We start from the raw sequence: 14,732 nt of genomic DNA, 5'->3' as shown, positions 1-14,732 counted from the left end.
ATAGTATTGTGTGAATAAGAACGCAACTATTGATTGAGGGTGCGGGGCAAAGAAAATCAATGGAAAAGGTCTTGAAAATACCGAAAGCCGCGTAAAAACCGGCGCTTGGGAAAGATTGCTCAAAAACACTACATATTGTGGTCAGATTTCGGTCAAATGATGCCAATGATTCGGGATTGCAGGTTTTGTGACTCCTGCACGTACCCTTGCTGGACGTGTCGCTAAAGTGAGCGTGTGGCGTCGTAGTGAAGCAGTGGCCCACAGGAAGTGATAACGACTATAAAAGGATGAAACAATGAAAGGCCTGAAACCTTCTTTACTGGCGCTCAGCCTGGCGAGTGTGCCTGCTGCCGCCATGGCGGAAATCCGCGCCCTGGATGAAGCCGCCATGGGCAGCATCACCGGCCAGGCCGGTGTGACCATCGAGCTGGAAACGCAACTCAACATCGACCGCTTCATCTACACCGATGAAGGCTCCCTTGAGGTAAACGATATCTTTATCGGGGGTACCAACCGGAGTGACCTGTTCCCGGAACTGGGCATCAATCTGATGGGCAGCACCGCCGACGAGAGTAACCTGCTCGACAATATCCGCATCGAGATCGACCTGCTATCCGATGGTGATGCCATCATCAATGTGCTTCCCCAGACCTTTGGCGCCGTTGATATACGAATCTCGACCGGTGCCTGGAATCTGGTCGGGCATACCGACAGCACCACTGTACTGGATAACTTCAATGCTGATTTCCTGATGGGCGGTGCCAACGTGGAAATCGATACCGCCACGGATGTGATGAACTTCCGGGCTGACATCGCCATCGATGACATGGACTTCGACGTGCCGTTCCTGGCATTGGGCCTCCGGGACGTGAGGCTGACGGGCGACACCTACGATCCTGTCCGCAACAAGAACATTCCCGATCTGTTTGCCAAGGTGGATCTGGATATCTACAAGCGTGCGAACCATGCCGGCACCGACAGTCTGGCCGTTGATATGCAGTCGTTCACCGCGGATATGGCGATTGGTGGTGTGCTCGTGGGCGGTACATCCATCGGCAGTATGGCGATGGACGATCTGGCCATCACCAATACCCGGATGCTGATCTACGGGCACTGATTGCGGTCAGTGAAGGGCAACAAAAAAGGCGGGATGGTGTTCCCGCCTTTTTTGATTTTCTGGTCAGCCCAGCAGCAGACTGTCGTCGTCCACTTCAAGGCCCCGCTGTTTTTCGAACAGGCCGAGCAGATCCTTCACCTCCAGCCCTTCCCGTTCCTTGCCGGCAATGTCGAACACCACCTGGCCCTGATGCAGCATCACCGTGCGGGTGCCGACTTCCAGTGCCTGCTTCATGCTGTGGGTAACCATCAGGGCGGTCAGTTTCTGCTCCTCGATGATTTTTTCCGTCAGTTCCAGTACGAAGGCGGCGGTTTTCGGGTCCAACGCAGCGGTGTGTTCGTCGAGCAGCAGGATGCTGGAGGGCGTCAGGCTGGCCATGAGCAGGCTTACGGCCTGGCGCTGTCCACCGGAGAGCAGGCCCATCTTGTCGCCCAGGCGGTTTTCCAGACCGAGCTTCAGCGAAGAGAGACTTTCCCGGAACTGGCTCAGGTACTGCTTCTTGACCGCGGCGGTCAGGCCCCTGCGCTGGCCACGCTTGATGGCCAGGGCAAGGTTTTCCTCGATGGACAGATTCTCGCAGGTGCCCGCGAGAGGGTCCTGGAACACCCGGGCAACCCGTGCCGCACGCTTGTGGGTGGGCAGCCGGGTGACGTCCTGGTTGTCCACGATAATCTGTCCGGTGTCCACAATGACCTCGCCGGCGAGTGCGTTGAGGAAGGTGGATTTGCCGGCGCCATTACTGCCGATCACGGTGACAAATTCACCCTGGTTCACGGTGAGACTCATGCCCCGTAGTGCGGGGTTTTCCAGCGGCGTTCCCTTGCCAAAAGTCAGTCGGAGATCGCTTGCACTGATCATGTCGATTCCTCAGGCCTTTTTGCGGGTGAGTTTGCCGATCACGGAGTTGCGCACGCCCGGCAGGACAATTGCCAGGGTCACGAGAACCGCGGTAATCAGGTTCAGGTCCTGCGCCTGCAGGCCCAGGACATCGGCGTTCAGGGCAAAGGCTATGGCCAGGCGGTAGATAATGGCCCCTACCACGCAGGCAATCAGTGCCCGGACGACGGTGGAGGGTGTTACCAGCGCCTCGCCCCCGATCAGTGATGCCAGGCCGATGACGATCACGCCGACCCCCATGGTGACGTCGGCCGCACCCTGGCTCTGGGCAAACAGCGCACCGGCCAGGCCCACCAGACCGTTGGAGAGCGCTACGCCCAGAACGATCATGGCACCGGTGGCGATGCCCTGGGCCCGTGCCATCCGAGCGTTGGCGCCGGTGGCACGCATAGCGAGGCCGGTTTCGGATTTCATGAAACGCCAGAGCAGGATCAGTGAAACAAAGACCACGATCACAAACAGCAACACCGGCACCTGGTGAAAAGCCAGATCCAGGTCGTACCAGGGTGTAAGCACGGTTTCTTCGGAGAGCAGGGCCACATTCGGCCGGCCCATGATGCGAAGGTTCACCGAGTACAGGGCGATCATGGTCAGGATCGACGCCAGCAGGTTGAGGATGTTGAGCTTGACGTTGAGCAGTGCGGTCACAGCTCCGGCGGCCATGCCGGCCAGTACGGCGGCGCCGGTGGCAATCCAGGGGTTCCAGCCGTCGATGATGAGCATGGCGGCCACCGCGGCACCCAGCGGAAAGCTGCCGTCAACGGTGAGGTCGGGGAAGTCGAGAACACGGAAAGAGATGTAGATGCCGAAGGCAACGAGGCCATAGATGAGACCGGTTTCCAGGGCACCGTAAAAAGCGATTTCACTGAGCATGGGTAGTATTCACTGTGAAAGAAAAACGGGCGGGCCCTTGTGGGGTCCGCCCGTATAGGTCAGGGCGTTTACTTATCGTTTTTGACGACTTTTTTCGCTTCCTTGACGAAGTCTTCGGACAGGGTGATGCCCATGCGCTCGGCGGCGGCAGGGTTCACGAACAGATCCAGTGTGTCCATGGTTTCAACGGGCATGTTGGCGGTATCCGCACCCTCGAGCACCCGGTAGACCATCTTGCCGGTCTGGCGGCCGTGCTCGTAATAGTTGAAGCCAAGAGCGGCAACGGCACCACGCTCAACGGTCGCGGTGTCGGCAGCGAAGACCGGGATGTCGGCGCGCTCGCCCACGGAGATTACCGCTTCGGCGGCGCTGATCACGGTGTTGTCGGTAGTCAGGTAGATGGCGTCGGCTTCACCGACCAGGGAACGGGCGGCGCCGAGCACTTCGGAGGTCTTGGTGGCAGCGGCCTTGACCAGTTCCAGACCACGCTCGGCCAGGCGCTCTTCCAGCAGGTTGACCAGGGAAACGGCGTTGGCTTCACCCGGGTTGTACACGGTACCGATGCGCTTGGCATCCGGCATCGCGCGTTGGAGCATGTCCAGGTGCTTGTCAATCGGCAGCATGTCGCTGACGCCGGTGATGTTGGCGCCCGGTGCTTCCAAGCTTTCCACCAGCTTGGCGCCGACCGGATCGGTGACGGCGGAAAACACAACCGGGATGTTGCGGGCCGCTGCGGCTACGGTCTGCGCAGACGGAGTAGCGATGGCCACGATCACATCCGGGCTCTCACCCACGAACTTGCGGGCGATCTGGGAGGCGATGGCAGAGTTGCCCTGCGCGCTCTCGTGCATCACGGTCAGGTTTTCGCCTTCCTTGTAGCCTTGCTCGGCCAGCTGATCCTTCACGCCCTGGTAGACGGCGTCAAGGGCAGGGTGTTCGACGATCTGCGTGATGGCAACGGTTTTGGCTTCCTGGGCCTGTACCAGGCTTGCTGCTGCCAGCAGGGACGCACCCAGAAGAGTGCGCAGAGTTCTCTTGGCCATATACCCATCTCCGAGTTTTTAGTGGTTTCAGGTGTGTCGGGTCTGACGTCCGGAAAGTGCGAGAGTTTATCACAGCCCGGGGGCGTAAGGGGTAGGGGAAGTTACCGGCCGTACGTTATTCCTGGAAGAAGTTGTAAATTCTAATTGTTTTGCGTTGGTCACGTTTTGACGGGCGAATGTGTGTTGAAATACCCTACGAAAGTCTAATAATACGCCTAATAAGGCGAACAATTAAAAGCACGATGACGCATAAGGAAGGTCCATGGACACAACAAACAAACTTCCCCTGGATATGGTTTACCACTGGGAGAAGGCGAAGAAGAACGACCTCTACATGACGCAGCCTGTGGGCGATGGCAAGGTTGTGGAGTACACCTGGGGTCGGGCGGTGGATGAGGCTCGCCGGATGGCAGCCTATCTGAAATCGCTGAATCTCCCGGAGAAGAGCCGGGTAGGCATCATTTCCAAGAATTGCGCCCACTGGATAATGTCAGATTGGGCCATTTGGATGGCTGGCCACATTTCCGTTCCGCTTTATCCCACGTTGAATGCGGATACCGTCAACTACATCCTCAATCACGCCGAGTGTGAGGTGTTGTTCGTGGGCAAACTGGACGACTGGGACATGATGAAGCCCGGCGTGCCTGACTCGGTCCGTTGCCTTTCCTACCCGCTGAGTCCGCCCAACGATTTTGAAACCTGGGACGATATCGTCAGCAAGTACCCGCCACTGGAAGAGAACGTTCAGCGCGATCCGGAAGAGCTGGCCACGATCGTGTATACCTCGGGCAGTACCGGCCGACCCAAGGGCGTCATGCTGAGCTTCAACAACATGGCGTTTGCTGCGGCCGGCGGCATCAAGACCCTGGGTGTCGGCCCGAACGAGCGGATGCTGTCCTACCTGCCGCTGGCCCACGTGTTTGAGCGCACCTTTGTAGAGCTGGGCTCGCTTTACTCCGGATTCGAGCTGTTCTTTGCGGAATCGCTGGACACCTTTGTTCAGGATCTGCAGCGGGCACAGCCAACCCTGTTCCTTTCGGTGCCCCGTCTGTGGGTGAAGTTCCAGCACGGTGTGCTGCAGAAACTGCCGAAAGAGAAGATGGATCGCCTGATGAAGATCCCGCTGGTAAATCGCCTTATCAAGAAGAAGGTGCTCAAGGGGCTGGGTCTGGACAAGGTCAAGTTGGCTGGCAGCGGCTCGGCGCCATTGTCCCACGATGTGCTGGACTGGTACCGCAATCTGGGCCTGGAGTTGCTTGAGGGCTACGGGATGTCCGAGAACTTCGCCTACTCCCACATGAACAAACCGGGCCGCGCCCGCACCGGTTATGTGGGCGAGGCCCTGCCCGGCGTGGAAACGAAGATCAGTGAAGAGGGTGAGGTTCTGGTCAAGAGTCCTGCCACCATGATGGGCTACTACAAGGACGAGGAGAAGACCCGGGAGGCGTTCACCGAGGATGGCTTCCTGAAAACCGGTGACAAGGGCGAGATTGACGAGATGGGCCGCCTGAAGCTCACTGGTCGTATCAAGGAGATCTTCAAGACCAGCAAGGGCAAGTATATTGCGCCCGCGCCGATCGAGAACCGCCTGATGTCTCACGATGCCATCGAGATGGTGTGTGTGTCTGGTGCCAATCAGACCCAGCCTCACGCATTGGTGATGCTGGGCGAGGAAACTCGTCCCAAGCTTGCGGACGACAATTTCCGCAAGCAGTTGGAAGACAGCTTCAAGAGCCTGATCCAGGAAGTGAACAAGACTGTGGATCCCCATGAGCAGCTGGCATTCATTACCGTGGTCAGCGACGAGTGGTCGATCGAGAACAGCTTCCTGACACCGACCCTCAAACTGAAGCGGAACGTGGTGGAGGATGCCTATCAGGAAAAGGTGGACAGCTGGTACGCCCAGAAACAGCCGGTTATCTGGCAGTAACGGGTAATCCGCACACCATTAAAAGGGCCCGGAATTACCGGGCCCTTTTTGTATCCGGTTCTGTCCGGTGTTTCTGGCCGACGTTAGTCGCATATTGAAAACCGCCGCTCGGGCCTAAACTTCTGGTAGTCAGGAGGAAGTTATGACCCAGTTGGCCCTTTTCCAGAAACGAATCAACGAAGATATCCCCTTGTCCCGTGCGCTGGGCATTCAGCTGCATTCCTGGGACGGCCACGCCCTGGTGCTCAGCGCACCGCTCGAGCCCAATCGCAACCATCAGGGTACCGGTTTTGGCGGCAGTGTTTATTCAGCTGCGGTAACCGCCGCCTGGAGCCTGACCGAACTGGCTCTTTGGGATCTGGGGCTCAGAGGCGCGGTCGTTGTTCAAAGCGGTAACATCGACTACCTGGAACCGGTGACCGGTGACTTCTTTGTAGTGTGCCGGTTGCCCGGAGAAGAAATTCCGGAGCGTTTCCGGAAGAGTCTGGCCCGCCATGGCAAGGGTCGGTTGGATCTCACGGCGGAAGTGTTCTGTGGCCAGCCCACGGTGCTCCCGAAGATGGATCCGGTGGCAGTATTCCAGGGCCGTTTTGTGGTTCAGGACGTGCATTCCCGGGTAGGTCTGTAAGGCCGGTCGCAGTTTGCCAGCCGCTAAGCGATGCTCCGGGTATTGGAGATGGAGCGGCTCATCAGGATGATCGGTACGATGCCGGCCAGGACAATGATCAACGAGGGCAGGGCGCTGTGGAACAGGCGCTCGTCCGAGGCGAACTGGTAAACGTAGGTCGCGAGGGTCTCGAAATTGAACGGCCGGAGAATGAGCGTGGCCGGCAACTCTTTCATGCAATCCACGAACACCACCAGGGCGGCGGTCAGCAGGGTACCCCGGAGTATCGGCAGGTGCACTTTGACCAGGGTTTTGCCGGGCGTGTAGCCGAGTGAGCGTGAGGCCATGTCCATGCTGGGCGTCACCTTCTGTAACGCGCTTTCCACGCTGCCGGCCGAGACCGCCAGAAAGCGGACCGTGTAGGCAAAGACCAGGGCAAACGCCGTTCCGCTCAGCAAGAGGCCGGTGCTGATACCGAAGGTATCCCGCATCAGGCTGTCCAGCCAGTTATCGAAACCCGCCAGGGGGACAATCACGCCGACCGCCAGTACGGCGCCGGGCATGGCGTAGCCCAGGCTGGAGAGGCGCATGAGTATCTGCATGCCCCGGGTGTTATGCAGGCGCCGGCTGTAAGCCAGGATAACGCCGATCAACAGGGTGGTTATGGCTGCAGCACTGGACAGGAACAGGCTGTTCAACGTGTTCCGGACGAAGTCCGGATTCCAGCTTTCCTCAAAGTACTCCCACGCATAAAGGCCCAGGGTTCCGGCAGGTACTACGAAGCCGAGGATGAACGGCCCGGCGCACACGGCAACGCAGATCATCTGTCGCGGAAAGGACATGGTGAAACGGCGGATGGGGTCCCGGTTGTCGCGTGCGGCATACTGCTGCTGGCGTCGGCGGGAGTACCGCTCAAGGGTTACCAGAATCACCACGAACACCAGCATGGTGGTGGCAATCTGTGCGGCACCGCCCAGGTTGCCCAGGTTCATCCAGGTATCAAAGAGCCCCGCGGTTAGGGTCTGCACGGCGAAGAAATCGACGGTACCAAAATCGTTCAGGGTTTCCATCAACACCAGGGACAGTCCGACGGCAACGGCGGGACGGGCGATGGGGAGGACGACCCGGAAGAAGGTGCTCAGTGCCGAATGCCCGAGACTGCGGCTGACTGCAAACAGGGACGGTGACTGTTCCAGGAAGGCCGCCCGGGCCAGCAGGTAGACATAGGGGTAGAGTACCAGGCCGATCATCAGGGTGGCGCCTTCCAGGCTGCGAATCTCCGGAAACCAGTAGTCGGAAGCATTCTGCCAGCCAAACCAGTCACGCAGAGAACGCTGGACGGGCCCGGCGTAGTCCAGCAGGCTGGTGTAGACATAAGCGATGACATACGCGGGTACCGCAAACGGCAGCAACATGGCCCATTCGAAGAATTTGCGCCCGGGAAACTCGCACATGGTCACGGCCCAGGCAGTCGACAGCCCGATCACGAGGGTAATGGCACCAACGCCGACCATCAGCTGGACGGTGGTCCAAAGGTAACGTGGCAGGGTGGTGTCAATCAGGTGCGGCCAGATGTTCTCTTCGGGGAAAAAGGCCAGGAAGATCACTGACAGGACCGGAAGAGCCACAATGGCGGTAATAAGGGTGGCGGAAATGATCCAGCGACGGGAAGCGCGTTTTGCCAGCAAGGGCTGGGTGAGCCCCGGGTCAGCGGCGGTTACGGCCTCGGTCATAATGCTCCCGTCTGTCAAATGAAACTGAGAAAGATTGAGGATTGTAGTCAGCTGTCAGTTGCGCTGCAATGACTCGCGTCATTTTAGGAGCCGATGCCCCCGAGACAGAAAAGGGCGCCGTAGCGCCCTTTTCCTCGATCTATTGTGTGCCGACCTCTTCGATTACTCGCCGTCGTAATCGACGCGGTCAACCAGCTTGACCGCGGCTTCGCGGTTTTCCGCGATGGTCTGCAGCGAGAGCTCGTCCGGGTTGATCTCACCCCACTCGGCAACCAGGCCGGAGGGTTTCACTTCCGGATTTGCGGGGTACTCGGTGTTGGCTTCGGCGTAAATACGCTGGGCTTCCGGTGAGGACAGGAATTCCATCAGCTTGACGGCGTTGTCCCGGTTCGGAGCGCTCTTGGTCAGCGAAATGCCGCTGATGTTCACGTGGGTGCCCCGGCCATCGGCGTTCGGGAAGACCAGGCGAACCTGCTCGGCAATCGGGCGCTGATTCTCGTCCTGCAGCATGTTGCCATAGTAGTAGCTGTTGCCGATGGAAATATCGCACACGCCTTCGGCAATGGCCTTGATCTGGTCACGGTCGCCACCCTGTGGCTTTCGGGCCAGGTTGTCTTTTACGTCCTGCAGCCACTGCTGGGTCCACTCTTCGCCGTGGTGGGCAATCAGGGAGGAGAACAGGGCGATGTTATAAGGGTGTTTGCCGCTACGGGTACAGATGCGGTCGTTCCATTTGTCGTCGGCCAGCTCTTCATAGGTGGTGATTTCACCTTCTTCCACGCGCTCTTTGGAGGTGAAGATCAGGCGGCCACGGGTGGTCAGGGCAAACCATTTGCCTTCCGGGTGGCGCAGGTTTTCCGGAATGTTGCTGTTCAGCACGTCGCTGTCTACGCCCTGGACCAGGTCACGCTCGACCAGCTCGTTGATACGGGAAATGTCGACGGTCATGACGACGTCTGCCGGGCTGTTTCGGCCTTCGCGCTCAAGACGTTCGGCAAGGCCCTGTTTGGCAAAGACCACGTTGGTCTCGATGCCGGTTTCCTTTTCGAATGCATTCAGGAGCGGCTCGAGCAAGTATGCCTGGCGGTAGGAGTAGATGTTGACTTCGCCGTCGGCGGAGGCCGACAGAGGCAAGGCCGCCAGGGCCATCGCAGCAGTTGCTGCCAGTTTCATGCGCATGGTGGAGATTCCTCTGCGTGAGTTGAGTTTGTTTCACCTGTAAGAGTTACAAGCATCTAAAAACAGAAACCATTCTCATTTGGATTGGCGGCAGAGTCAATATCACCTTTGGAATATTTCAGGCAAAATGGTGGTATTCTTCCGAACACTCTAAAAAACTTGGATTTTCTCGAGCCAGAAGGATTCTCAGGATGGATGGCAGAGCCAGAGCAGGGATGATGTGCAGGATCTCGTTTTTATTTATATCGGCCGTGGTCCTGTTGTCCGGCTGCGCCAGTTACTACAGTCATTTCGCCATGTTTCCCGCAGAGAATTCACAGGGTGAGCCGCGGCAGGTCCGGGTGTCCTGGAATACCGCCGAGTACCCGGACTGGTGGTTTCTGGATGACCGGTCGACCGCACTGAAAGTGGAAACCCAGTGTAGTGCCCGTATCTGGCGCCTGCGGGATGATTCCCATGGTGAGGCTGGCGCTTGCGGCCACGGGATCCGTGCCTGTGCGGAGCCAGGGGTGGATCAGGTGGTGGTCAGCCGCCCGGATCTGGATCCGTCCGCCTGTGTTGTTGTGGCCCCGGGCGAGAGCGGTGCGAGGATTGCAGATGTCGAGGGCAGTCTGGAATTGTTGGTGGCCTGCGAGCCTTTGGTTCCGGGGTTCGAGGAGGAGGGTGAGGCAATCAATATGGACTACCTGCGTGCCTCGCCTGTTCCCTACGCCGTCTATACTCGTAAAGTGCCTCGTGGATCGCTGGCTGCCAGTCTTCCGGACTTTGATGAATCGGTTTGCGAACAGTGACGCAAAAGCAGTGTGAGCCAGATTCGGGAGTTACAGTCTGTTTACCTTCAGTTACTTTCTGGATCTTTTAGGGTACGAAACTGTAATGGACTCTTGTGTATGCTGCGTCAGAATGTCAAATATCTAAAAATGAATAAATTTCAGGGGTGACTCTCGTGGGCGTCCAACAGAGAAAAGTTGCGGTTCATGATTTGGAAGTGGGCATGTTCGTGTCCGATCTGGACCGGCCCTGGCATCAGACACCGTTCCCCATCCAGGGGTTCTACATCCGTTCCGAGGATGATATCCGGGCGCTGAAATCCCACTGCCGGTGGGTCATGATTGACGTGGCTGAAATTCGCGAGACCCCGGCTTTCGAGAAGGGAGAGATCAAGCCCGCATTCGGACGTCGCACCCTGAAGCGGGGCGGAGACCGCGAGGAGCTCAAGCTCCCGCCCCTGGCGATCCAGGAGCCGGTGGAATACGAAACCACGACCACCCTGAAAAAAGAAATCAAAGTATCCCGCCGTCTTCTGGATGACGCCGAAATTGCTCTGGAACGCGCGTTCGAGGCGTTGCAGGAAGGAGGCAGCGCGGACCTGCGCCCCGTCGCGGAGATAACCCGCAAGATGGTCGCCAGTGTGATTCGTCACCCCGACGCACTGCTATGGCTGAGCCGGATCCGTGCCCACGACGATTACATCTATCGCCACTCGCTCAATACCTCCATCTGGGCGCTGGTGTGTGGCCGCCACCTCGGTCTCAATGAAGGGCTGCTGAACCATCTGGGTATGGGTTGCCTGCTGTCCCAGGTGGGTAAGACGGTTCTGCCGCGCTCCCTGCTGAATCACGAAGGACAGTTCAGTGCCGAGGACTACGCCCGTTATCGGACCTACGTAGAGAAAGGCCTCGCCATGCTTGAGGGTACCGGTGTATCCCGGGCAGTCCTGAGCGTGGTTGGTGGACACCGCGAGAGACACAATGGCTCAGGTTTCCCCCAGGGCGTTCGGGGCACCCGGATTCCGTTGATGGCAAAAGTGGCGGGTATTGCCGAATATTTCGAGTCGTTGATTGGTCCGAGAGAGGGGGGGGATGATCCCATGACCCCCGCGAAGGCTGTCAGTCTGCTCTACGAGATGAGGAATATCGAATTCCAGGAAGATCTGGTGGAGAATTTCATTCAGGCCATTGGAGTCTACCCCACCGGCAGTCTGGTGGAGCTCAGCGATGGCCAGCGTGGCATCGTGGTATCCCATTCTCCGGAGCGCCGCTTGTGGCCCAAGGTGATGGTCATGACTGATCAGGAGCACCAGCCCCTGAAATCGGCGCATATTATTGATCTTGCCAAGTACAACGAGAGCCGCGACGTCAATGAAGCCCTGATCGTGAAGGAATGCCTGCCGCACGGCTCGGAAGGCCTTGATCCTTCGCGGTATGACGTGACCGGTGCAGAGTCCCGCTGGAGCCTGGGTCGTCTGATCAGCGGATAATCACCCTCAGGCTCTTGCGTATCCAGCGGTAGGTGTTTTCGGGGCGGAAGCTCATCACCAGTTCCGATTCACCGCCGCTGCTTCCACTGACGAAATAGTCCACCTCGGCACTCTGCCAGCTCCATGCGTGTATCGTGACGTCCTCCGGCCGCGTACTGATGGCCTCGATGGCAGACAGTTCGATTGGTCCCCCGATTCGTTTCACCCGGACGCTTTTGATGCCGGTGTCGCTTGCCGGATGGCTGGCTACGTCCTCATCGAGATAATAGCGATTGCTGACCGCTGTCGTGATGTCTTTCAGTTCCCTGCGCAGGTAAGTCCGCGCATCTTCATTGTCGATTTCGTCCATGGTGCGGATGGCTTCCAGGATCCGGTCGCGTTTTGCCTGAAGGTCCTGTCGGTACTCCGTTTCCGGATCCCAGTCCGCCTCGTTCTCCGGTCTCTCGGGAGCATTCTGGATTTGTTCCGGCGTTGGAGGCGGTTCGCAGAGTTCGTCGCCCTCGGGATGGAAACAGATCCTGGCCAGCAACTGGTTGGCTGGTGAGGGTGTCGTGCCCGTGGCGGTGAATTCCGTGGTGGGTACGTTGAAGTCGATGGGGGAGTCTAGCAATGGTAGGGCTGCGTTCAGCTGGTCGATCACCCGTTGGCGGATTTCGATGCCTTCGCCCTCCGGTACGCCCTGGGTCCAGTCCAGTAACATCAGCAGGCGGGTCATATTCATCAGAGACGCGTTTTCCAGGAGGTTCAGTTCGGTGCCGGTATGGGTTCGCAGGCCTTCGGCATCGACTGTCGGAGTTTGCAGCGCACTTCGGATCCCGGGAAATAATTCAAGCAGGGTGACGTGGCGCCGGGCCGGCACATTGTCTGCCAGGACCAGGTCTCCGACCCGAAAGCTCACGGTTTCGCCGGGATAATAGCGGAATTCACCATCGGCGCCGGTGGTGCCGCTCTGGCTTGCTGTGCTGAAACTCAGGCCGCTGAATCCGTTGTAGTTCAGCTGCCCGCTGCTGGTGGCGGAACCGCCACCGTCATCGCTGCCAAGGCAACCGGACAGCGAAAGCGAGGTCAGCAGGGTAAGCAGGGGTACAGTTCGGTGAACGGATTTCATGTTTCGGCGTACATCCCGGTCCTGGTGGCTGGCAGCGGACGATCCTGACAGCGTTTTGTAAGTTGTTGTAACCGCATTATAGGGATGGCTGTTGGCAGATATCGCGATTCCTGTCGCAGTTTGGACCTTTGGGCGGGTTGGCGGGCAGGCCCTTGAATTCCGTCAATTTGCCACAATGAATAGCACTCTACTTTTTGGCTTGCGCGGTTGTGCGGGCCGCCATCGAAATCCATCGGATCCGGGATGAGCTATGACCAATGCGCTGGAAATTGAGGGTCTCACCAAGACCTACGGTGACGGGTTTCAGGCCCTCAAGGGGATTGATCTTCATGTCAGGGAAGGGGATTTCTTCGCACTGCTCGGACCCAATGGGGCCGGGAAATCCACGACGCTGGGCATCGTCTGCTCACTGGTCAACAAGACCGCTGGCAAGGTTCGGGTGTTCGGCCACGACATCGATACCAATCTGGCAGATGCGAAACTGAACCTCGGCGTTGTTCCGCAGGAGTTCAACTTCAATCAGTTCGAGAAAGTGTTCGATATCGTGACTACCCAGGCGGGTTACTACGGGATCCCTCTGGCCCGGGCCTCCGTCTCCGCCGAGAAATACCTGAAGAAGCTGGGGCTCTGGGACAAGCGGAACACCCCGGCCCGCATGCTCTCCGGTGGCATGAAGCGGCGACTGATGATCGCCCGGGCACTGGTGCACGAGCCGAAGCTATTGATCCTTGATGAGCCGACCGCGGGTGTGGATATTGAACTGCGCCGATCCATGTGGACCTTTCTCGAGGAAATGAACCGGGAGGGCACCACCATCATCCTGACCACGCATTATCTGGAGGAGGCGGAAGCTCTGTGCCGGAACATTGCCATCATTGACCACGGCAAGATTCTCAAACACACCAGCAAGCGTGACTTGCTGCAGCAGCTGAGTGTGGAGACCTTTGTGATGGATACCGAGAAGGAGCTTTCCGAAGCGCCGCGATTGCAGGAGGTAACCTGCCGCATCAATGACGAGGGTGCGCTGGAAGTGGATGTGGAAAAAGGACAGGGTCTGAATGCGGTGTTTGCCCAGCTCGATCAGCTCGGAATCAAGGTAGTCAGTATGCGCACGAAGGCCAACCGCCTTGAAGAACTGTTCATCCGGATGGTGGAAGAGAATGCTGCCGAAGCCCGCAAGAACGTGGAGGGCGTGGCATGAGGCTTGATGCATTGTGGGTTGCGTTCTATACCATCGTTCTCCGTGAGATTCGCCGGTTTACCCGGATCTGGCCGCAGACGCTGTTGCCTCCGGCCGTCACCATGACTCTCTATTTCATCATCTTTGGTAACCTGATCGGGTCCAGAATCGGCGAGATGGGCGGCTTCAACTACATGCAGTTCATTGTTCCCGGCCTGATCATGATGGCGGTGATCACCAATTCCTACGCCAACGTGGTGTCGTCCTTCTTTTCAATGAAGTTCCAGCGCAGTATCGAGGAGCTGCTGGTATCACCCGTGCCGAACTGGGTGATCCTTGCCGGTTACGTGACCGGTGGTATGGCCCGTGGCCTCGGTATCGGGGTCATTGTCACGGCGCTCTCCCTGGCATTTACGCAATTATCGATTCACAGTCTCCCGATGGTGGTGGTCACGGTGTTCCTGACGTCCGCTCTATTTGCCCTCGGCGGCTTTATCAACGCCATGCTGGCGACCAAGTTCGATGACATCTCAATTGTACCCACGTTCGTGCTGACGCCTCTGACCTACCTGGGCGGTGTGTTCTACAGCATCGACCTGCTGCCAGGGTTCTGGCAGGGCGTGTCCATGGCGAATCCGATCCTCTACATGGTGAACGGCTTTCGTTTCGGCATACTGGGTGTTTCGGACGTTAATCCGTTCGTGTCTCTTGGTATGATTCTGGTCTTCATCGTTGTACTGGCGTTCATTGCCCTGCGCATGCTTGAGCGAGGCAAGGGAATACGCCACTGATTTCAGGAACCGAT

At 58.1% G+C, this 14,732-nt stretch carries 13 protein-coding genes; 7 read left to right on the top strand and 6 right to left on the bottom strand.

What is annotated here, in order from left to right:
• Positions 1–295: 295 nt before the first annotated feature.
• Positions 296–1,117, top strand: a complete 822-nt coding sequence (locus tag MD273_RS08940; RefSeq protein ID WP_239037387.1) for a DUF6160 family protein — start codon at positions 296–298, stop codon at positions 1,115–1,117.
• A gap of 63 nt (positions 1,118–1,180) precedes the next feature.
• Here MD273_RS08940 and MD273_RS08935 read toward each other — a convergent pair whose 3' ends face one another.
• The 3 genes from MD273_RS08935 to MD273_RS08925 form a co-directional block, all read right to left on the bottom strand.
• Positions 1,181–1,975, bottom strand: coding sequence for an ABC transporter ATP-binding protein (locus MD273_RS08935; protein ID WP_239037386.1), 795 nt, complete (start codon positions 1,973–1,975; stop codon positions 1,181–1,183).
• Positions 1,976–1,984: 9 nt separating this feature from the next.
• Positions 1,985–2,887, bottom strand: coding sequence for an ABC transporter permease (locus MD273_RS08930; RefSeq protein ID WP_239037385.1), 903 nt, complete (start codon positions 2,885–2,887; stop codon positions 1,985–1,987).
• Positions 2,888–2,955: 68 nt separating this feature from the next.
• Positions 2,956–3,930: an ABC transporter substrate-binding protein gene (locus MD273_RS08925; protein ID WP_239037384.1), complete on the bottom strand. Its 975-nt coding sequence runs from the start codon at positions 3,928–3,930 to the stop codon at positions 2,956–2,958.
• A gap of 262 nt (positions 3,931–4,192) precedes the next feature.
• Between MD273_RS08925 and MD273_RS08920 the strand changes: the two genes are divergently transcribed.
• A complete protein-coding gene (locus MD273_RS08920; RefSeq protein ID WP_239037383.1) occupies positions 4,193–5,860 on the top strand; it encodes an AMP-binding protein in 1,668 nt (555 codons plus the stop codon).
• 142 nt (positions 5,861–6,002) lie between these two features.
• Positions 6,003–6,488, top strand: coding sequence for a thioesterase domain-containing protein (locus tag MD273_RS08915; protein WP_239037382.1), 486 nt, complete (start codon positions 6,003–6,005; stop codon positions 6,486–6,488).
• Between the two features lie 23 nt (positions 6,489–6,511).
• On the opposite strand, the gene MD273_RS08910 is transcribed toward MD273_RS08915, so the two are convergent.
• Positions 6,512–8,200 carry an ABC transporter permease gene (locus MD273_RS08910; RefSeq protein WP_239037381.1) on the bottom strand — a complete coding sequence of 563 codons (1,689 nt, stop codon included), beginning with the start codon at positions 8,198–8,200 and terminating at the stop codon, positions 6,512–6,514.
• A 162-nt stretch (positions 8,201–8,362) separates the two neighbouring features.
• A complete protein-coding gene (locus tag MD273_RS08905) occupies positions 8,363–9,379 on the bottom strand; it encodes a Fe(3+) ABC transporter substrate-binding protein (protein ID WP_239037380.1) in 1,017 nt (338 codons plus the stop codon).
• Between the two features lie 215 nt (positions 9,380–9,594).
• Between MD273_RS08905 and MD273_RS08900 the strand changes: the two genes are divergently transcribed.
• Both MD273_RS08900 and MD273_RS19150 read left to right on the top strand, forming a co-directional pair.
• Positions 9,595–10,170, top strand: coding sequence for a hypothetical protein (locus MD273_RS08900; RefSeq protein WP_239037379.1), 576 nt, complete (start codon positions 9,595–9,597; stop codon positions 10,168–10,170).
• Between the two features lie 155 nt (positions 10,171–10,325).
• Complete coding sequence (locus tag MD273_RS19150; RefSeq protein ID WP_502846036.1) at positions 10,326–11,639, top strand: HD-GYP domain-containing protein; 1,314 nt, start codon at positions 10,326–10,328, stop codon at positions 11,637–11,639.
• Here MD273_RS19150 and MD273_RS08890 read toward each other — a convergent pair.
• The gene (locus MD273_RS08890; RefSeq protein ID WP_239037377.1) at positions 11,629–12,747 is read right to left on the bottom strand and encodes an organic solvent ABC transporter permease; all 1,119 of its coding nucleotides are present in this window, start codon (positions 12,745–12,747) and stop codon (positions 11,629–11,631) included. The genes MD273_RS19150 and MD273_RS08890 overlap by 11 nt on opposite strands.
• 250 nt (positions 12,748–12,997) lie before the next feature.
• On the opposite strand from MD273_RS08890, the gene MD273_RS08885 reads away from it, so the two are divergent.
• On the top strand, positions 12,998–13,948 hold the full coding sequence (locus MD273_RS08885; protein ID WP_239037376.1) for an ABC transporter ATP-binding protein: 951 nt from the start codon (positions 12,998–13,000) through the stop codon (positions 13,946–13,948).
• Positions 13,945–14,718, top strand: coding sequence for an ABC transporter permease (locus MD273_RS08880; RefSeq protein WP_239037375.1), 774 nt, complete (start codon positions 13,945–13,947; stop codon positions 14,716–14,718). The genes MD273_RS08885 and MD273_RS08880 overlap by 4 nt, the downstream gene beginning before the upstream one ends.
• The last annotated feature ends 14 nt before the right edge of the window (positions 14,719–14,732 follow it).

This window comes from Marinobacter sp. C7, from assembly GCF_022343555.1.
Lineage (GTDB): Bacteria > Pseudomonadota > Gammaproteobacteria > Pseudomonadales > Oleiphilaceae > Marinobacter.
This window is presented reverse-complemented; position numbering and strand designations above follow the sequence as displayed.